The sequence below is a fragment of the Pseudoalteromonas sp. 4NS20-0020 genome (genome assembly GCF_057554385.1).
In genome coordinates, this window is sequence record NZ_BAAJMI010000005.1 from 397129 (window position 1) to 414774 (window position 17646).

At 39.7% G+C, this 17646-nt stretch carries 18 protein-coding genes; 9 read left to right on the plus strand and 9 right to left on the minus strand.

The window, feature by feature from the left end; translation table 11 throughout:
- The first annotated feature begins 164 nt into the window (after positions 1-164).
- Complete coding sequence (locus tag AC27JL_RS14995; protein WP_010557150.1) at positions 165-593, plus strand: DUF6491 family protein; 429 nt, start codon at positions 165-167, stop codon at positions 591-593.
- A gap of 129 nt (positions 594-722) precedes the next feature.
- Here AC27JL_RS14995 and AC27JL_RS15000 read toward each other — a convergent pair whose 3' ends face one another.
- Positions 723-1217 (minus strand): phosphatase domain-containing putative toxin, encoded by a 495-nt coding sequence (locus AC27JL_RS15000; RefSeq protein ID WP_487195951.1) that lies wholly within the window; start codon positions 1215-1217, stop codon positions 723-725.
- A gap of 89 nt (positions 1218-1306) precedes the next feature.
- Here AC27JL_RS15000 and AC27JL_RS15005 point away from each other — a divergent pair, with 89 nt between their 5' ends.
- From AC27JL_RS15005 to AC27JL_RS15015, 3 genes are all read left to right on the plus strand, one after another.
- The gene (locus tag AC27JL_RS15005; protein WP_487195952.1) at positions 1307-3544 is read left to right on the plus strand and encodes an exonuclease domain-containing protein; all 2238 of its coding nucleotides are present in this window, start codon (positions 1307-1309) and stop codon (positions 3542-3544) included.
- A 136-nt stretch (positions 3545-3680) separates the two neighbouring features.
- The gene (locus AC27JL_RS15010; protein WP_487195953.1) at positions 3681-4562 is read left to right on the plus strand and encodes a hypothetical protein; all 882 of its coding nucleotides are present in this window, start codon (positions 3681-3683) and stop codon (positions 4560-4562) included.
- A 62-nt stretch (positions 4563-4624) separates the two neighbouring features.
- Positions 4625-5578 (plus strand): hypothetical protein, encoded by a 954-nt coding sequence (locus tag AC27JL_RS15015; protein ID WP_487195954.1) that lies wholly within the window; start codon positions 4625-4627, stop codon positions 5576-5578.
- On the opposite strand, the gene AC27JL_RS15020 is transcribed toward AC27JL_RS15015, so the two are convergent.
- Positions 5562-6908 (minus strand): S8 family serine peptidase, encoded by a 1347-nt coding sequence (locus AC27JL_RS15020; protein WP_487195955.1) that lies wholly within the window; start codon positions 6906-6908, stop codon positions 5562-5564. The two genes, AC27JL_RS15015 and AC27JL_RS15020, sit on opposite strands and share 17 nt — an antisense overlap.
- A gap of 140 nt (positions 6909-7048) precedes the next feature.
- On the opposite strand from AC27JL_RS15020, the gene AC27JL_RS15025 reads away from it, so the two are divergent.
- Genes AC27JL_RS15025 through AC27JL_RS15035 form a run of 3 tightly spaced genes read left to right on the plus strand, consistent with a single transcriptional unit; the run spans position 7049 to position 8815 of the window.
- Positions 7049-7540 carry an RNA polymerase sigma factor gene (locus AC27JL_RS15025; RefSeq protein WP_039038091.1) on the plus strand — a complete coding sequence of 164 codons (492 nt, stop codon included), beginning with the start codon at positions 7049-7051 and terminating at the stop codon, positions 7538-7540.
- Positions 7537-8277: an anti-sigma factor family protein gene (locus tag AC27JL_RS15030; protein ID WP_487195956.1), complete on the plus strand. Its 741-nt coding sequence runs from the start codon at positions 7537-7539 to the stop codon at positions 8275-8277. The genes AC27JL_RS15025 and AC27JL_RS15030 overlap by 4 nt, the downstream gene beginning before the upstream one ends.
- Before the next feature lie 25 nt (positions 8278-8302).
- Positions 8303-8815 (plus strand): CC0125/CC1285 family lipoprotein, encoded by a 513-nt coding sequence (locus tag AC27JL_RS15035; protein WP_487195957.1) that lies wholly within the window; start codon positions 8303-8305, stop codon positions 8813-8815.
- 17 nt (positions 8816-8832) lie between these two features.
- On the opposite strand, the gene AC27JL_RS15040 is transcribed toward AC27JL_RS15035, so the two are convergent.
- Positions 8833-9717, minus strand: coding sequence for a DMT family transporter (locus AC27JL_RS15040; RefSeq protein WP_487195958.1), 885 nt, complete (start codon positions 9715-9717; stop codon positions 8833-8835).
- Positions 9718-9820: 103 nt separating this feature from the next.
- Between AC27JL_RS15040 and AC27JL_RS15045 the strand changes: the two genes are divergently transcribed.
- Positions 9821-10345 carry an SEL1-like repeat protein gene (locus AC27JL_RS15045; RefSeq protein WP_487195959.1) on the plus strand — a complete coding sequence of 175 codons (525 nt, stop codon included), beginning with the start codon at positions 9821-9823 and terminating at the stop codon, positions 10343-10345.
- Between the two features lie 2 nt (positions 10346-10347).
- Here AC27JL_RS15045 and AC27JL_RS15050 read toward each other — a convergent pair whose 3' ends face one another.
- The 6 genes from AC27JL_RS15050 to dinG are packed head-to-tail and all read right to left on the minus strand — an operon-like array spanning position 10348 to position 15188.
- Positions 10348-10500, minus strand: a complete 153-nt coding sequence (locus tag AC27JL_RS15050; RefSeq protein WP_006793581.1) for a YbaM family protein — start codon at positions 10498-10500, stop codon at positions 10348-10350.
- A complete protein-coding gene (locus AC27JL_RS15055; RefSeq protein WP_006793580.1) occupies positions 10484-10765 on the minus strand; it encodes a late competence development ComFB family protein in 282 nt (93 codons plus the stop codon). The genes AC27JL_RS15050 and AC27JL_RS15055 overlap by 17 nt, the downstream gene beginning before the upstream one ends.
- A 51-nt stretch (positions 10766-10816) precedes the next feature.
- Positions 10817-11716 carry a histone deacetylase family protein gene (locus AC27JL_RS15060; protein ID WP_487195960.1) on the minus strand — a complete coding sequence of 300 codons (900 nt, stop codon included), beginning with the start codon at positions 11714-11716 and terminating at the stop codon, positions 10817-10819.
- Between the two features lie 10 nt (positions 11717-11726).
- A complete protein-coding gene (locus AC27JL_RS15065) occupies positions 11727-12335 on the minus strand; it encodes a primosomal replication protein (RefSeq protein ID WP_008129307.1) in 609 nt (202 codons plus the stop codon).
- Position 12336: 1 nt separating this feature from the next.
- Positions 12337-13113 (minus strand): TSUP family transporter, encoded by a 777-nt coding sequence (locus AC27JL_RS15070; RefSeq protein WP_008129308.1) that lies wholly within the window; start codon positions 13111-13113, stop codon positions 12337-12339.
- Positions 13113-15188, minus strand: coding sequence for an ATP-dependent DNA helicase DinG (dinG, locus tag AC27JL_RS15075; RefSeq protein WP_487195961.1), 2076 nt, complete (start codon positions 15186-15188; stop codon positions 13113-13115). Before dinG ends, AC27JL_RS15070 begins: the two co-directional genes overlap by 1 nt.
- Positions 15189-15248: 60 nt before the next feature.
- Between dinG and AC27JL_RS15080 the strand changes: the two genes are divergently transcribed.
- Positions 15249-17609, plus strand: coding sequence for a DNA polymerase II (locus tag AC27JL_RS15080; RefSeq protein WP_487195962.1), 2361 nt, complete (start codon positions 15249-15251; stop codon positions 17607-17609).
- Positions 17610-17646: the final 37 nt, after the last annotated feature.

Consider the following 17646-nt stretch of genomic DNA (forward strand, 5'->3'; position numbering starts at 1 on the left):
CAAAAAGATGACAAAGATAAAATAATATTCTACTGTAAGATTGGCTGTGTATTTTTTGTTCTTCTTAGAGTGAGTGTAAAAATTAAGCTCTACTAAGTTGTATGTTTTCGCAATAAATATACATTTGTAATTTACCTAATTATTTTAATTTATAGGGATAATTTATGAAAAACATTTTAGTTATTACATTAGCAGCAACAGTGCTTTTAGGCTGTTCAGCAACAAGCAATATTTCACTGAAAGAAAAAGACCAAGCATATGCAAAGTACTTGTCTGAAGAAAACTTAGCAGGTGAAGATAAAATCAATAGCTTTAGGTTTAAAGGTTGGAAACCACTTTCTGATAAATTCTTAATTATTTCAGCGGCACATAAAAAAGATTATTTGATTGAAACCCAGGGCACTTGCCATGACCTAAATGAATCTCATGGAATTGAGTTAAACCGCTTTTCTAATTTTGTTATACATAAGGAAGGGGATTCAATTTCTACCATTGAACAACCTACAAAAAAATGTTTTATAAAATCGATTTACCCACTTACTGCTGGCCAAACAGAGCATTTAGAAAGTATTGGAAATCCTATCCAAAGTTGAATTTAATAACAACAATAATAGTTGACCTTTTAAGGTCAACTATTATTTAAGAAACGTTGAATAAACGCATTTTTAGTTCTAGATTTAAAATCAAAGCCATGCCAGGTTAATGTTACACCTCGTAAATACCTAAATCATAAATTCTTCAAAGTACTCTTTTTGTAATTCTATAGTCAGTGCTTTAGGGCGAATACCTTGTACTAAGCTGTAAACTTCATCCTTTGTGTAACCTGCTGAATTTAAAATAAGCGCAGCAACCAACCCTGTGCGGCCAGTGCCGCCTTTGCAATGTATGGCAATGGTTTGTTTTTGCTGTATGGCTTGTAATATGTCTGTTTTGTGTGTGTTCCAGCTTGATATAAAAGGCTGTTTGGGTGCTTCGTCGTCATTTATAGGTAAATGGAACCAAGTTATATCGTGCTTTTGGCACTCACTATTAATTGTTTGTACGTTGTTTTTTTCAAGCTCCTTTTGCGGCATAAGCGAAAGTAGCATGTGAGTGCCAGCGGCTTTTAATGTAGCGATTGAATCTGCTAGGTTTTGTGTTTTTGTACCAGGGCAAGGCGTAAAAATAATATTTGCGCCGTTATTGAGTGATAAAACATCGTATGGGTGCGCGCTCATGGTAAGTCCTTTATTTTTAATAAATTTACTTTTATACGCTCACTATAGCGTGTTTTAGTTACAAGTTTAAGATTGAATAATAAGCACAAATGCTAGATACTGTTTTTATATACAGTTGTGGCGATGTTATGAAAAAAGAATTACCAGCAAAATACTATTTAGCGCATTTTAGAGAGCTTATTGAGTTTGTAACAAGTAAATGTATGCATTTACTTGAGCCTAAACATAGTGAATTTATTAGTAAAATTAACCAACTAGATGAGCAAAGCCAATGCATGTTGGCGCGTGTGTATTCGCGCAAGCCTTATTTAGTGCAGGCGCAATCGCTTAATTATGAAGAAATAACTTCGCCGCATCAGGCTATTTATACGCTAAAAACAGCGGGTATTTTATATGAGCCAAACGCACAGCATTACAAGCAGCTTATAGCGCATTTAACCAAGCCCATGCTGGTGGAGTTACTCAGTAATTACAGTGAGCAAGTAAGCTTTAAAAAAAGCGCAGCTAAAGGGGAGTTGTTCACTATTGCGTGCCAATTTTTTAGTGAGCGCGAAGATGATTTAGCCCCTTTATATAGCCAATATGTGATAAATAACCGTGAAGATTATTACGAGTATTTTGAGTTTTTATTTGCAGGGCGCTTAAGTAGTGGCGATGTAAACCATCAAAACCGCTTTGTTATGCGCGATTTAGGGTTAACCGCTACCCGCGAAGGGCACAGCGAGAGCTTGTCGCGCTTTAATACACTCTCTGAGGCGCAATCTAATTATGTTTTAAATCGTTACCGTTTAGCGTTTAAAAATATCGGCAAAACAGCCGGTAATACAAAAGATGAAACCCTTGATGACAAAACCCCTTACAACGAGCTTGCGCATTTAGTATTGGCGCAACCGGCGCATGGCGCACAAGCGCACGACATTAAAAATAAACTGCTAGTTAGGCTGTATAAACAACTTAAAATTACCGATAGCGAACTTGCCTTTAGCCTACTTGAAGGCTGCACCGATTACGCCGAAGCACAAGAAATTCAAATAAGAGAGCAATACCGCCTAGGTAATAAAGCGTGGGTTAAAGCGCAGCTAGAGCAAATTATAGAAAACCCGCTCACCGACGATTTACTGTACTTTGCTGATGACTTTTTAATGCGTAAGTTTAATAAACAAACGCGTTCGCGCTTAAGCACCATGCTGGCCGATACCCAGTGTGTGCTTGAAATTGACGAAATTTACCGAGGCGATGTAGAGCAAGGCGTAAATGAGCATTACAGTGCAAAAGGGTTAACGGTTTTTAATACCGAAAACACCTTATGGCAAAGCTTGTTTGGCTTAGTATTTTGGCACGAGTTATTTATTGAATCGCCTTACCCGCCGTGTAATGAATTTGATATTTACCCGCAAGTTTTACAGCTTGGTAATTTTTATGAAGCACAAAGCACGCAAATTGATGCACGTTTAAAAAGCTGTAACACTAATCAGGCGCTGCTTAATTTGGTATGTAAGCATGCCGCACAGTATTTTGAGCAGCCCAATGGTTTATTTAGATGGCGCAGCAATTTATTAGAGCCACTAGAGGCACTTATTTTAAACAGCCCGCTTGAAGCGTTAATTGCGCACTTAACGGCTATGAGCAAACACTATTTACAGCTAAAAGACGGCTACCCCGACTTAATGGTTATTAATAATGGCCAAGTACATTTTGAAGAGGTAAAAGCCCCAGGCGATAAGCTTAGGCGCAACCAATTAACCACCATTGATAATTTAAAAAATGTGGGTTTTACAGTACATATTGCTGCAGTTAAGTGGTTTGTAGACCCTAACCGTATTTACAGCGTGGTTGATATAGAAACCACGGGTGGCTCAAAAGGCGGTAACCGCATTACCGAAATTGGCATTGTTAAAGTGCAGCACGGTAAAGTAATTGATACCTGGACGACACTTATTAATCCGCAGCGCCATATCCCAAGCTTTATTACTAAATTGACCGGCATAAGCGATAGCATGGTTTACAACGCACCTGTATTTGCCGATATAGCCAAGCCTCTACTAGATAAACTTGCAGGCAGTATTTTTGTAGCCCATAACGTGAACTTTGATTACGGTTTTATTAAAAAAGAATGCGAGGTTGCAGGGCACTTTTTTAAAATGCCCAAAATGTGCACTGTGGTTGAATCGCGCAGAGCGTTTAAAGGCTTAAAGTCGTATTCGCTTGGTAACCTTAGCGCGCATTTTAATTTAAACTTAACCAGCCATCACCGCGCATTGGCCGATGCTACCGCCACTGCCGAGCTGTTATTGCTGATCCAAAACAGTGAAACGCTAACGCAGTAAACGAGTAATTCATATTTAAGCTCATGAAACTTAAGTAATTAAGTAACGTTATTATAATTTTTTAATTATTTTTGGAATAAAGTGTTTTTGTAAATCGTCTTCTTTATGTCAATCCGACAAACTAGAGGACAAAACAATGACTAAATTAAATAAAATTGTAAGCGTAATGATGTTAAGCGGTGTGTGTACTTTTACAGGTGCAGTGCACGCCGCTGATATTGAACTATCTCAGTCAACGTCGGCGCAGCAACAAACATCTACATCTATTGCGCTTTCACAAAACGGTTTAACAGCCAGTGGTAGCAACGAGTCAAACGTATCTAACGATACACAAGTAACGGCTGATGATTCGCAAAACACTGATTCAACGGCGAATAACACGCAAACTCCAGCGCAAGAAAGTAGCGAGGCCGCAGAGCCTGCAAATACATTAGTTGCATCTGCCAGCTCATCTTTAAATAATGTATTAAATGCATCGGCCTCGTCTTTAAATACCTCAGGCAATACCACAGTCAATACAGCGCTTGATGCAACAGCGCAGTTAACCTCATCGGCAGGTAATTTAACAACCGCTGTGAGCCAGTCGTCATTACTTTCTGTTACCTCTGAGCAAGGCGCTCAGCCAGACACTACCGACACACCAGCCGATGCCTCTTTACTTTCAAATGTGGGCAGTGCTACCGATTCAGTTACACAAGCTGATGCAACAAATGCGCTTAATGCGGGTGAGCTTACAAACCAATTAGCAATTACTAATACGGCTGCAAACTCAGTGAGCTCTGCACTGCAAATGGGTGATGCAATTAATACCAGTAATGAAGTAGTAAGCAATGTTCAGCAATCTTTAATTGCCAGTGTGCAAGACAGTACGGTTAGTAGTTTACAAAGCACAGTACAACAAAGTGTTAGCGGGCAGGTGAGTGCAGCGGTTACTGATCAAATTAGTAACGATGTAGCACTTAGCACCGCAAGTGAAGTAGTAACCAACATTACTAACGATTTAGACCTAGGCCTTTAATACGCCAAGTGCTTGCACAAATGCCGAATGGGGAAACCTATTCGGCCTGTTGGAGAATAAATATGAAAGCAGTTATAACCGCCACATTGTGTGTTTTTAGTGCCCAAGCGGTGCTTGCTCAAACCAGCCACGTTAAAACAGCAGGGCAAAATAAACCCTTTAAACGTAGCTTTGAGCTAAATGCAGATGCAGACGTTGGGGTATTAAGTAACTCGGCGCTCTCTGTTCAGGAGCTTGATGATATTTCGTCGCAAAGCGACAGCGGCATAAAAACCGCAGCCGGTGTTAGTGCAAAATGGCAAGTAACCAAAAGCACTAAATTAACCTCAAGCTATAAGTTTGAACAACAAGACTACGATGAATTTGATCAATACGATTTAGACCTGCATCAATATGGTTTAGATGGCAGCTATAGCTTTAATAGCCATGAGCTAGGGGTTCGTTACGATGGTGCAAAAGCAAATGTAGATGGCGAACCATTTTTACATTTTAATCAAGCCAGCGCCTACTATGGCCATTTTTTAAACCCGCATACGTATTTGCGTATGAGTGTAAAAACCAAAGCTAAACGTTTTGCTACTGCAAAAGCACGTAATGCCGACGGCGTAGGCGGCGATGTAGCGCTTTATCATTTTATAAATAACGGCCAAACCATGCTAATGGCAACGCTAAGTGCCGATAAAGAAAACGCCGACGACAACCAATACGACTTTAACGGCTACGGTTTTACTACTAAAGTTACGCACAAATTTACGGCCTTTAATATGGCTAACAAAGTGGGGGCAGGCTGGCGTTATCAAAATAAAGATTACGATGAGCAAACAACGGATGATTTTTTTGAGCAAATACCGTCACGAGATGAGCACCGAAATATCGTTAATGCGTTTTATAACCTAGCTTTATTTGAGCACGTAACACTCATAGCCGAGGCTGAATATGGCGATTATCAATCAAAGCTTAGTAGCAATACCTATACGCAATCGGTTTTATCGGCATCAGTTAAAGTGCACTTTTAGGTGGGTAAATGGCACCATAACCAAAGGTGGTGTCTTTGCCTTGCTCGCCTAAATCTTTGGCCAGCAATGTAAGCTCGTTAAGTGCTTTGGTTTTATTATTACCATGCTTTAACAATAAACAACTTAATGCCGCGCTTACATGCGGCGCCGCCATTGACGTACCCGACTCCCTACCAAATTTTCCATTGCCTTGGCTTGTAACAACATTTACACCAAGGGCTGCAAAGTCTATGTAATCGCCTTTATTTGACCATCTATAAATTTGGTTTTGTGAATCAATAGCACTTACCGCTATCACGCTTTTATACGCACCTGGGTATAACGGCTGCGACGCCGGCCCTTGGTTACCTGCAGCAGCTACAATTAACACGTTTTGTTTTATTGCTGCAGTAATACTTGCTTCTAAAACTGCGTTATTTGGCCCCGTTAGGCTCATATTTATTACGGGTATTTTATTACTGACTAGCCAGTTAAGTGCCTCTACTATGGCAAATAATGTAGCCCCTTGAGCATATTCAGATTGCCTATAAAACACCTCGGCACTGTAAAGCTTGGCACTGCCTAAAAGCGGGCTAAGTTTTGCGCTTTTACCTGTAATTAGCCCTGCAATGGCGGTGCCGTGTAAATTTGGCGAGCTTAACCCTTGTGGTAAAAAGCTTTGCGTAGTGATATTTGCACCTTCAAAAGCACTGTGTTTGGTATTAATGGCGCTGTCGATCATGCCTATTTTTACGCGTTGTGTGCAGTAGGGCGCAATAGGCTTATTTTGCGTTACTTTAATGGTAGGCTCGTCTATTTGTGCTTGGTAAATGTGGTTTCGGTCAAGTATTGCAGACTCATCTAAGTTAAGCGCTTTTAATAACTCACTTTTAGAATTAACACCTTGAGGGACGTTAAAGCGCACTAAGCTCATATTAAGTGCGTTGTAATTTTTTACCGATACAATAGTCACATTTTGCTGCTGTAGGGTATTAAGTTGTTGGCTATTTGCCATTAATAACCATTGGCGCTCTATTGCTCTAAAGCCGTTTTCTAGCTCTACTTCAACAAATGCGGTGTTTTGACTATTTATATTAATGTTAAGCACATTAGGTAAACTGCTAATTGGCTCACTAATTTGCGCTTTTAGTTCATCAATCGACACTTGTGGTACAGGCACCGGAAGCGGCAGGCGTTGTGCGCGCTCTATTGTTTGTTCAATACGCTGCTCTATTGGGTTTAACTGCCCAAGCACTTGATCGACTTTGACTATATTGGCAGAACTCGTTGCGCTAAATATGCAAAGCGAAGCGGCTATGATGTGTTTAACGCGGACTTTTTTCATGTTCATAGTGGGTTACTTTTATTAAATTTATTATGCTAGTTAGTTAACGTTTAACACATAAAAATATTTCATTATTCAAATTATTTTGATTATTTGGGAATAAATGTTTTTTTGAATCGTCTTCTTTATAAAAGGGGTAAAAATCAATGAACGAAACATTAAAAACCTTATTGCCCATGCTTAGGCGTTTTGCCTATTCGCTAACGGGTAGTAAAGCAGATGCAGACGATGTAGTGCAAATAACAATTGAAAAACTATTAGTAAAAGGCATTCCGGATGACGTTGAGCCTGCTAAATGGGCGTTTAAAATTTGCCGCAATGTGTGGATAGACGAATACCGCTCACGCAAGGTAAGGCAAAATACGGCCCAGGCCGATATATTACCAGAGCCAATTACAAGTAATGAGCACCAAACACTCGAAAACAAACAAATGCTTAAAAATGTAAATACCGCACTTGGGCAATTACCCGAAGAGCAACGCGCCATCGTATCGCTGGTGGCAGTGCAGGGTATGGCCTATAAAGACGTAGCACATACACTCGATATACCTATAGGCAGTGTAATGAGTAAATTATCACGAGCACGCAGTACACTTTATAACTTAATAAAACCCGACTTTAAAAAGGAGCAAGTATGAACATTAACGACGAAACACTTAGCGCCTTTTTAGACTCAGAGCTAAGCGAGCACGAAATGGAACAAGTGCGTAAAGCCCTTGAAACCGATGATGAACTAGTAATGCGACTTGCAGAGCTAAGCGAAGTAGACATGCGAGTAAAAGAGCACGCCACAAGTATTGATGACGCCCCCCTTAGTGACTCATTAGCTAAAACGGTTGCAAAGCTTGATACAGCAACGACAAAAAACACGTCGAATAGCAATATAGTGGCGTTAACGCCTTGGCAAAAGGCTAAGCACTCGGCTAATAAAAGCTTAGCAATAGCTGCAAGTGTTGCCGTGGTATTTGGTATTGCAATGACTAGTTATTTACAACCCAATGAGTCGCAAAATTTAGTAGCCAGTAGCATAGCCTCAGCCCTTAATACACAGCTAAGTAGTGGAGAGTATGAGCAAATTGATGGCTCAGTATTTAGCGCGCAGCTTAGTTTTAAAAATCAGCAAGGCGAGCTTTGTAGGCAGTATGCACTAAGTTCAAACAACACAACGCAAACAAGTATTGCATGTAAAACGCAAAGCGGTTGGCAAATTAAAGCGCAAACAGCCACGCAGCAAAGTAATAATGGCGCGCAATATCAAGCGGCGTCTAATAACAGTGAGTTAGATGCTGTTATAGACAGCATGATCAGCGGCGCACCACTAGATAGAGTGCAAGAGCAGCAAGCAATTAGCGCAAAGTGGCAGTTAAACAAATAATAATGTGTATAAAACGAGGTGAATTATGAAAACATCTATTTTAATTATCAGTATTTTACTTATGGCGGGTTGTGCATCTAAACCTGATTACCGCGCCGCGAATAATGGCTCACAAGGTTACAGCGAGCAAAAAATTAGTAACGATCAATACCGCGTAGAGTTTAAAAGTGTGTCAAACAACGTAGCAGATGCCGGTGACTATGCATTGTTACGCGCGGCTGAACTTACCCAAGCGCAAGGCTACGACTGGTTTGTTGTAACGAATAAAGAAACCTTTGTTGAGTCTAAATCGCAAGCACCCGCGTCAACTATTAGTGCATCACACAGTCAGCAATATGAGCGAAGCTGCGGTTTATTAACTTGCGAAACACGCGCACGCCCAACAAGCAGTGTAGGCGTGCAGGTGAGCAACAATGATAAACGCAAAGAAGTACACACCCTGATTGATATTAAAATGGGCAAAGGCATTAAACCCAGCGACAATAGCTATAGCGCACAAGACTTAATTGAAAACTTAAGCAAAAAAGCACAAAAGTAAGCGCTTTGTAAAAGCACTTAGCGTGTTTTAGCTAGGTGCTTTTTTCGCGGTAAAAATCCAGTAACCAGCATAGTGCCCACAATAACAAATAAAGCGCCTAGTAACGTGTTTGGCCCAATTTGCTCATCTAAAATTAAATGTCCCCAAAAAATGCCAAATAGCGGAATTAAAAACGTGACCGTTAAAGCTGAGGTTGGGCCTATATCTTCAATAAGTTTAAAAAATAAAATATAAGCAAGCGCTGTACACACTATGCCAAGGGCTAAAACGCCAAGTATAACGTTGGTGGTTGGTACTTCACGCATTGGCATAAAAAGTATAAGGGGCAGTACCATAAAACTCGCTGCCCACATTGAGCCGTGTGCGTTATCAAACGGTGCAAGCTTTGGCGCATTTTTTGTGTAATGGGATGCAATGGCATAACAAAATGAAGCGCTTAGCGCTGCTACAATAGCAATAAGTGACTGAGTATTTAGTATAAGATGGTTTTGCCCAACTAAAATTGCCACACCTACTAAACCCAACAGCAAGCCTAAAACCATACTCTTAGTTGGCTTGGTTTTACTCCAGATAATACCCACAACTGCGCCCCAAATAGGCGTTGTAGAATTTAAAATAGATAACGTAGATGCGCTGATAGTTTGCGCGGCATAAGCAAAAAGTAAAAAAGGCAGGGCGGAGTTAAGAGCGCCAATTATAAAAAAGTGCTTTTTGTGTTTAGTAAACGCCAAGCGACGTTTTAAATACAGCGCAACTATAAATAGTGTGAGTGCCGCAAAGCCTACTCTAAATTCTATTAAGACTGCGGGCCCTAAACTAGTGGCGGCCATGCGCATAAATAAAAATGACGCGCCCCAAATTGCAGCCAGAAAAAATAATCGAAGTAAACTTGCTAAGCTCATGATAATATTTTAATTATACGAATAGAGTTATAGAATAACAGGCTTTACGAAGAGTGTAAGCCAGATTCGGTACTCGCATATTAAAAATAATAAAGGATTAGTTATGGTTAGGTGTTTACTGGCTACAGTAATTTTGGCTGTGAGTTTATTGAGTGGGTGTGGGTCGACCCCAGTTACTTTATACAGCGATAATACAATGAAGAAAAAAGAATATAACGGTATTAAAGCCTATAAAAATGGGCTGTACGAGCAAGCTTTTAATAATTTAAAAGAGCCTGCAGCACTAGGGTATAAAAGCGCACAATACACCCTAGCGTTTATGTTTTTAAAAGGTCAATATTTAGACCAATCAACCAAACTTGGCATGGGGTGGTTAGGTGTAGCTGCAGAAGCTGGCGTTGAAAATTGGTCACATCAATATGATACTTTCTATGCCGCTGCAACATTAGAAGAGAAGCAGCAAATAGATGCAATTGTTGCGCTCTACATTGAGCAGTTTGGTGTTAAAGCTCAAAACATGACTTGCCGAAGGTCAACATCAGCTAGAAGAACATTTGGCGAAATTAAAATTGATTGCACTAAACGTGACGGAGCGGTCACTGTGTATGAAGTAGACACAGTTGAATAGAGCTAGTTGTTAACTAGCTTCTTTTCAAAGTCACTTTTCACTATATCGAGCGCTTTTAAGACTTCTTCAGGCTCTACGTCGTGTTGCTCCAGTATCATAATTAAATCAACAGCGAGCTTAATATGCGTTGGCGCTTCCTCAAGAGGGTTGGTCATTTAAATTTTTCTTTTTAGATATTTGACTAATAGCCACATCAATAGCGGTTTGAACACGTTCTTCCATGTGTATGCGTTCAGCTTGTGGTAAATAAAACGCCATATCTACGTCGTAACGAATGTAACGAGGTGGCAGTTGGTTTAACACGGTACAGCAAAAGTCGGCCATAACGTCGTCGTCATATTTTTCGTCTAGTTTTCGTTTTATGATTTCTTCAACAACAATTTTTTCGTAATAGTTATGTATATCGTCGTGTAATCGCATGTTCCTACCGCTTTGTTATGTTCCATTTAAGTAAGTCTATACTAAGGATTGTTATAAATCGATAGCCGCTTTAAATAGTTGTTTATGCACATTGATTAAGCTGTCTAAATTACGTTGGTAACCGCCGCCTAAACCACACATAAGGGGAATGTTATGTTGCTTACAAAAATCAAGAACAAAAAGATCTCGTTCATAAACACCTGTAATAGATACATTTAATAAACCTAGCTCATCTTTTGTGTAAATGTCTGCGCCCGCGTTGTACAGAATAATATCTGGCTGGTGGATACTTACACACAGCGCAAGTGCGTGTTTTAATGTGTCGATATACTCATCGTCGCCAGATTTAGCAGGTAAAGAAAAGTCGTAATCAGATTGCTGTTTTAAACGCGGAAAGTTTTGCTCGCAATGAATTGAGCAAGTAATGATATTTTTATGGCTTTGCTGATTAATAATCTGCGCTGTGCCGTCGCCTTGGTGCACGTCGCAATCAAAAATCAGCACAGTTTTGGCTTTATAAGTATTTAATAAGTGTGTGGCCGCTATGGCTAAATCGTTAAATATACAAAAACCACTGCCGTAATCGCTATGGGCATGGTGATAACCACCGCTTAAATTGCAGGTTAGTCCGCTTTTTAAAGCCTCTTCTGCTGCTTGAATACTCCCACCGACAGACAGCAATGTTCGTTCAACTAATTGAGCCGAATAAGGAAAGCCCATCTTTTTTATCGCTTTATCAGATAAGTTCCCAGTTAAAAAATTATTAATATATTGCTCGCTATGACATAAGGCTAATTGCGAGGGGCGTGCCTTGGCGGGCTGCTTGAATGCGGTTGGTAAAAAGCCTAAATGTTCTATTTCGGTTTTAAGCCGTTGATATTTTTGAATTGGAAAGCGGTGCTTTTCGGGCAAAGGCAAATTTGAATAAAGAGGGTGGTAGTATAGCTGCATGGACAAAGCCCTAACGGAGTTGCTGTTTTTCTACTTGTTGTATTTTGTCTTCAGTGGCTGAAATGGCTTTTCTGCATCGACCTAAACGTGCGTGAGTACTTAATATTTCAAGGTTAAGCTTTTGAGCTTTTGCTGGGGATGCATTTTCCATTTGCATTTTACGCTCTTCTATCATCAGCATTAAGCGGCGTTCAAACTCATGGTTTTGTTTTAACTCGTCGTAAAGTTCATGAGAAGACTGCATCACTTTTTTTACAGCTTGCTTATAAACAGCTTGTTTTGGGCGAGGTTTATAGCGGCTTTTATTTTCTTTTTCCCAAATTGGTGTTGATTTAATGACATTAAATACGGCCTGGACTTGCGATGCAATTCGCTCTAGCGCGTAGGTATAAGCATGGCGGTGATCGCTTGGTGGTAAGCTTGCTACTTCTTCTTCTATTTCGTTTACGTAATCAACAAGGTTCATGCTTTTAGTTTGAAATACAGCGCGGTCAAATAGACTAGGTTGTGCTTGCATATAACGGTTTTTAGCAAACAATTTAGCTCTGTCAAATTGCTCTGCTTGTTGCTTAAGCGAAGTAACTTGCTGTTGTAGTTTTTCTAATGCATTCACTTGCATGCTAAAAATAAGCCTCGTAAATGAGTTTTAATGCTAAAAGTATAACCATGGTATTAAATACAGGGCGTATAAATTTACTGCCAAACCTAATTGCAGAGTGCGCACCAAACCAGGCTCCTAACATAATAAAAAAGCCCATTGTTATACCAAGCAAAAAGTTTACATGCCCTAATGCTACAAAGGTTATAAGAGAAATAAAGTTAGACACAAAGTTCATAGAGCGGGCTAAACCGCAATTAAGAAGCAAGTTCATTTTATAAAGCATGCCGTTAGACGCGGTCCAAAATGTGCCGGTGCCTGGGCCTGCTAATCCATCAAAAAAACCGAGTGCTAGGCCTTGGACCCACTGCTTTACTTTCATTGCATTGTTGAGTTTTGGCAACTCATCACCTTGTGTGGTGCTCAAATTTCCAAATAAGCTGTAGCAGGCAACAATAATAATAATAATTGGTAGCAACTTATTTAAAAAGTCGATGCTTAAATAATCAACAATAACCGTACCAAGTAGCGCGCCTATTGCGGTTGCGATAATTGATGCCAACCAAAACTTGGGGCTAAAAAGGTTTTTTTTGTAATAGGTAAAACTTGCTGTTAACGAACCAAAGCTCGCAGCGAGTTTATTAGTACCTAATGTTAGGTGCGGTGGTAAACCAGCTGTAAGTAATGCGGGCACGGTTAACATGCCACCGCCACCGGCTATTGCATCTATAAAGCCTGCTGCCAATGCAACAGCACATAAAATTGCCCAAGTTGTCGGGTCGAGTGCGAGTTCAAACATTAATAGTCTATTTGTCTTTTAAATGGTGGAAGGGTGTCGAGCATGGCTTTACCGTAGCGTTTGGTTACTAAACGCCTATCAAGAATAGTAATACAGCCTTCGTCACTCTCTTTTCGCAGCAGTCTACCACAGCTTTGTACCAATTTCTTAGCAGCATCTGGGACTGTAATAGTTAAAAACGGATTACCGCCTTTGCTTTGCACAAATTCTGCTTGCGCTTCTTCTATTGGAGAGGTAGGCACAGCAAAAGGGATTTTTGTGATAATGAGGTTCTCTAAATATTTACCAGGTAAATCAAGACCTTCTGAAAGGCTTTGCGTACCAAATAAAATACTACCTTTACCGCTATCAATATTTTGGCTGTGTTTTTTAAGCAGTGCTTCTCTCGACATCTCACCTTGTACTAATAAGTTAAAACCTTTTGTTCTAAGAAACTTTGCTACATGGTCCATTTGCCAGTACGAGGCAAACAAGACTAAGTTTGCCTTTTTAGTACTTATATACTGTGGCAAAGTGGTTGCTAAGTGATCGCTAAAGTCTTTATCGGTAGGTTCAACTTTAGACACAGGGATGCGTAATGTTGCCTGTTTTGGGTAATCAAAGGGCGAGGGAACCTTTATAAATTTAACGCCTTCCTCTTTTGCTAAACCACTTTCATAAGCAAAATGGTCAAACGAACCAAGTGCACTTAATGTGGCAGAACATAAAACAGCGCCGGCGCACTCGTTCCAAAGTTTGTCTTTTAGGTAGTAGCCTACTTCAATGGGGCAGTCGCTTAAAAGGTGGTCATGATGACTTTTATATTCAAGGCGTTTTATCCAACGTGCGTGGGGTATGCCTTCTCCTTTGTTGGCATAACTAAACCATAATTTATTTAGTTGCTCTAAGCGATTAATGTAGTGACCGCTTTCAGCAAGAATAGGATCGGCAACATAAGGTTTTATGTCGCCGTCGCTCACATCTTGTGTAAGGGTGTCGTGCATTTTATTTAAACAACGCAGTGCATCTTGTGTGGCTTCGCTTATATCTTTTGCTTTGCTGTGTAGCGACTTGGGGATTTCACCGTGTTCAAAACGGTATGTGTCGTCTTTTGAATATTCAAAGTCAGCATTATCAAGAATATCTCTTACTACTTTTAGGTCTTTATTTGCATCGTTTATACTATCGCAAAGCTTAAAGTTTTGACCTATGGCTCTTTGTCCTACTAGCACTTTTGCCATTTTTCCGCTGAATTTAGTGAGCTTATCGAGCCATTCTATTGTGCCTTTAATGGTTGCTGCAGCAGACGAAAAGTCGCGTGTTATATGGGCTAAATGGTGTGCTTCATCAATTACATAAATAGTGTTGTCTGGTTCGGGTAAAATTTTACCACCGCCTAAATCTAAATCAGCCAGTAGCAAAGAGTGATTAATAACCAATACATCCATTTGCATGAGTTGTTGGCGAGCTAATTGAAATGGGCAAGTCAAATGCGCTTTCATTTGACGTTGGCAAGCATGCTTGTCGCAAGCAATTAAATTCCAAACTCTGTCGGGAATTGTATCTGCCCAGCTATCTCTATCGCCTTGCCATTTTTTATTTACGTAAGCATCGTACAGCCCTTGCAAGCATTTGCTTTCCATATCACTTAATGGAGAGGTAAGCGTTGGCATAAAGTCCATTTGAGTTTGGCTATCACCATTAACAGCATTATGTAGTTTATGGGCGCAAATATAACGGTGGCGTCCTTTAACTAAATCAAACTTAAAGTCGAGCCCAGAATGTGTTTTAAAAAAAGGCAGTTCTTTTGCGATTAATTGCTCTTGTAATGCCACGGTAGCCGTAGAAATTACTAGCTTCTTTTTTTGTGCCAATGCTAAAGGCAAGGCCCCCAAACAATAAGCAAGTGACTTACCGGTACCTGTGCCAGCTTCTATGACGCAAATTCGTTGTTTTTTGTGATACTCACCAGCCAATGTTTTTGCAATTTCTGCAACAAGGTAATTTTGACTGCTGCGCGGCCTATAATCATTCAGGTTTTTAGCCACATGCTGATGCACTTGCCTAATAGTTTTTTTTAGAGAGTCAGAAAGCATGGAATGATTTGCCTAAAGTATGTATATAATTACAGTGTGTATATTAAGTGGGATCGTGCATTGACACAAGCAATCTATCAGGGCTTTATTTTATCAAGGCAACAATATTCGTCTAAACATAGTGAGGGGATCACACTATGCTATTGGCTTGCATCCGATCACGGCCCAATTAAAGTTGTTATTGAAAATCAGCAAGCTGTGTTTTTTATTTCACAAGAACAACAGCAACATGCCCAGCAGTTATTAGATAGCGCACGTATAAGTGTTAATTTTAAAACAATTGAAATGAGTCACTTTAACGGCAAAGCCTGTGTTGCCTGCTATTTTAACAATACCAGCAGTCTTTATAAGGCACGAACATTATTTGAAAACACCATAACTATTTACGAGGGTGATATTCGCCACAGCGATCGCTTTTTAATGGAGCGCTTTATTAGAGGTGGTGTTTGGGTTACTGGAGATGTTAGTCAAAAAAACGGCTTTTTACTTATACAAAACGCAAAGTTGAAAGCAAATACAGATTACACACCCAAGCTTAAGTCGCTGTCATTAGATATTGAATGTGACGGGGAAGGCGTGCTGTTTTCAATAGGTCTTGTTGGTAATGGACTTGATTGCGTTTTAATGATTGGCGAACCACACAATCATAGTGAACAAATCAACATTGACTGGTGTTTAGATGAGCTTGAGTTACTTACAAAGTTACATATTTATTTAAGTAGTAATGATCCCGACATTATTATTGGGTGGAATGTAATAGAGTTTGATTTTACAGTACTTAATGCCCGTGCCGAAGCGCTTGGAATTTCCCTTAAATTGGGCAGAGATAGCCAACCAATTAATATCAATACGGGGCACTATACTCGCCTTACGTTGCCGGGAAGATGTGTTGTTGATGGAATTGACACTTTAAAAAATGCGACTTATCACTTTGATAATTACTCTTTAGGGAACATTGCCGAAAAAGTATTAGGTGAAGCCAAGCTAATTCAATCAGACAACCGGTTAGGCGAAATTATTCGTCAATTTAATGAAGATAAACTGACTCTAGCGGCTTACAACCGCCAAGACTGTATTCTAGTTAATCGTATTTTCACAAAATTAAATTTATATGAGTTTGCAATTGTTCGCACACAGTTAACAGGTCTAGAGCTTGAGCGAATGGGGGGCTCTGTAGCTGCTTTTACTAATTTATATTTACCCTTGCTGCACCGCAGTGGTTATGTAGCCCCTAATTTAGGGGACCATGGTTTGTCTTTTGACAGCCCTGGTGGTTACGTGATGGACTCATTGCCTGGGCTTTATAAAAATATTCTGGTTTTAGATTTTAAAAGTTTATACCCCTCTATTATGCGCACTTTTTGTATTGACCCTCTAGGATTAATAAAAGGGTTAAATGCCCCTAATGATGCAATACAAGGCTTTAATAATGCAGTGTTTTCTCGTAGTGAGCATCATTTACCAAAGCTAATTGAATACCTAACTAAAACCCGCCAAAACGCCAAAGACACCAACCAACCAATGTTATCGCAAGCAATTAAAATTATTATGAACAGCTTATATGGTGTACTTGGTTCCAAGGGATGTCGATTTTATGATCCTCGTTTATCAAGTTCTATTACACTGCGCGGCCATGAAATTATGCAAACGACGCGTAAATGGATGGAGGAGCTTGGGTACAGTGTTATTTATGGTGATACAGACTCAATTTTTGTAAAAGTGGATGAGAGCTTAACTGCCCAATGCTGCAATAAAATTGGTAATGAATTGATGACTCATATTAATCATCAGTGGGAGCGGCATATAGCGAAGCATTTTAATTTAAAAAGCTATTTAGAAATTGAATTTGAAACCCATTACAGTCCCTTTTTTATGCCTACAATTCGCGATAAAAAAACGGGCTCTAAAAAACGTTACGTTGGTAAAATAGTAAAAGGTGATGAATCTAAAATCGTCTTTAAAGGTATGGAAACCGTGAGAAGTGATTGGACTGAATTTGCCCAAGAGTTTCAAAAAGAGCTATTTGAGGCTTTGTTTGATTCACAGTTTGAAATTGCCCAACTTGACGAAATAGTAAAAGATTATACTAAGCGACTTTTTGCCGGTGAGTTTGATCAAAAGCTTGTTTACAAAAAACGCCTTGGTAGAAATCTAAACGATTACGAAAAAAATATTCCACCACATGTACAAGCGGTAAAAAAACACAAGGCAGAACATCCTGACTTTGAAGTAAGGCGCGGGCAAATTATAGAGTATGTTTATGCGATGTCAGGGGCAGAAATATTTAATGGAAAAAATGCACTTAATTACCCATTATACCAACAGAGACAGCTGGTTCCGATATCTGCAGCAATATTTGATGCCTTAGTGATAGATAATAAAAAAAACAACCTCGGTCAGCTTTTTCTGCCTGATTTTTAAGCTCTTTGCTTATTAAATTTGCGTTGAACTACAAAAC

Excerpts from the sequence above, each read along its gene's own strand:
- AC27JL_RS15050 (WP_006793581.1), bottom strand. The coding sequence starts at position 10,500 with ATGACCAACCCTCTTGAGGAAGCGCCAACGCATATTAAGCTCGCTGTT.
- dinG (WP_487195961.1), bottom strand. The coding sequence starts at position 15,188 with ATGCTTTCTGACTCTCTAAAAAAAACTATTAGGCAAGTGCATCAGCAT.
- AC27JL_RS14995 (WP_010557150.1), top strand. The coding sequence starts at position 165 with ATGAAAAACATTTTAGTTATTACATTAGCAGCAACAGTGCTTTTAGGC.
- AC27JL_RS15020 (WP_487195955.1), bottom strand. The coding sequence starts at position 6,908 with ATGAACATGAAAAAAGTCCGCGTTAAACACATCATAGCCGCTTCGCTT.
- AC27JL_RS15010 (WP_487195953.1), top strand. The coding sequence starts at position 3,681 with ATGACTAAATTAAATAAAATTGTAAGCGTAATGATGTTAAGCGGTGTG.
- AC27JL_RS15000 (WP_487195951.1), bottom strand. The coding sequence starts at position 1,217 with ATGAGCGCGCACCCATACGATGTTTTATCACTCAATAACGGCGCAAAT.
- AC27JL_RS15045 (WP_487195959.1), top strand. The coding sequence starts at position 9,821 with ATGGTTAGGTGTTTACTGGCTACAGTAATTTTGGCTGTGAGTTTATTG.
- AC27JL_RS15065 (WP_008129307.1), bottom strand. The coding sequence starts at position 12,335 with ATGCAAGTGAATGCATTAGAAAAACTACAACAGCAAGTTACTTCGCTT.
- AC27JL_RS15025 (WP_039038091.1), top strand. The coding sequence starts at position 7,049 with ATGAACGAAACATTAAAAACCTTATTGCCCATGCTTAGGCGTTTTGCC.
- AC27JL_RS15040 (WP_487195958.1), bottom strand. The coding sequence starts at position 9,717 with ATGAGCTTAGCAAGTTTACTTCGATTATTTTTTCTGGCTGCAATTTGG.
- AC27JL_RS15030 (WP_487195956.1), top strand. The coding sequence starts at position 7,537 with ATGAACATTAACGACGAAACACTTAGCGCCTTTTTAGACTCAGAGCTA.
- AC27JL_RS15060 (WP_487195960.1), bottom strand. The coding sequence starts at position 11,716 with ATGCAGCTATACTACCACCCTCTTTATTCAAATTTGCCTTTGCCCGAA.
- AC27JL_RS15005 (WP_487195952.1), top strand. The coding sequence starts at position 1,307 with ATGCTAGATACTGTTTTTATATACAGTTGTGGCGATGTTATGAAAAAA.
- AC27JL_RS15070 (WP_008129308.1), bottom strand. The coding sequence starts at position 13,113 with ATGTTTGAACTCGCACTCGACCCGACAACTTGGGCAATTTTATGTGCT.
- AC27JL_RS15015 (WP_487195954.1), top strand. The coding sequence starts at position 4,625 with ATGAAAGCAGTTATAACCGCCACATTGTGTGTTTTTAGTGCCCAAGCG.
- AC27JL_RS15035 (WP_487195957.1), top strand. The coding sequence starts at position 8,303 with ATGAAAACATCTATTTTAATTATCAGTATTTTACTTATGGCGGGTTGT.
- AC27JL_RS15055 (WP_006793580.1), bottom strand. The coding sequence starts at position 10,765 with ATGCGATTACACGACGATATACATAACTATTACGAAAAAATTGTTGTT.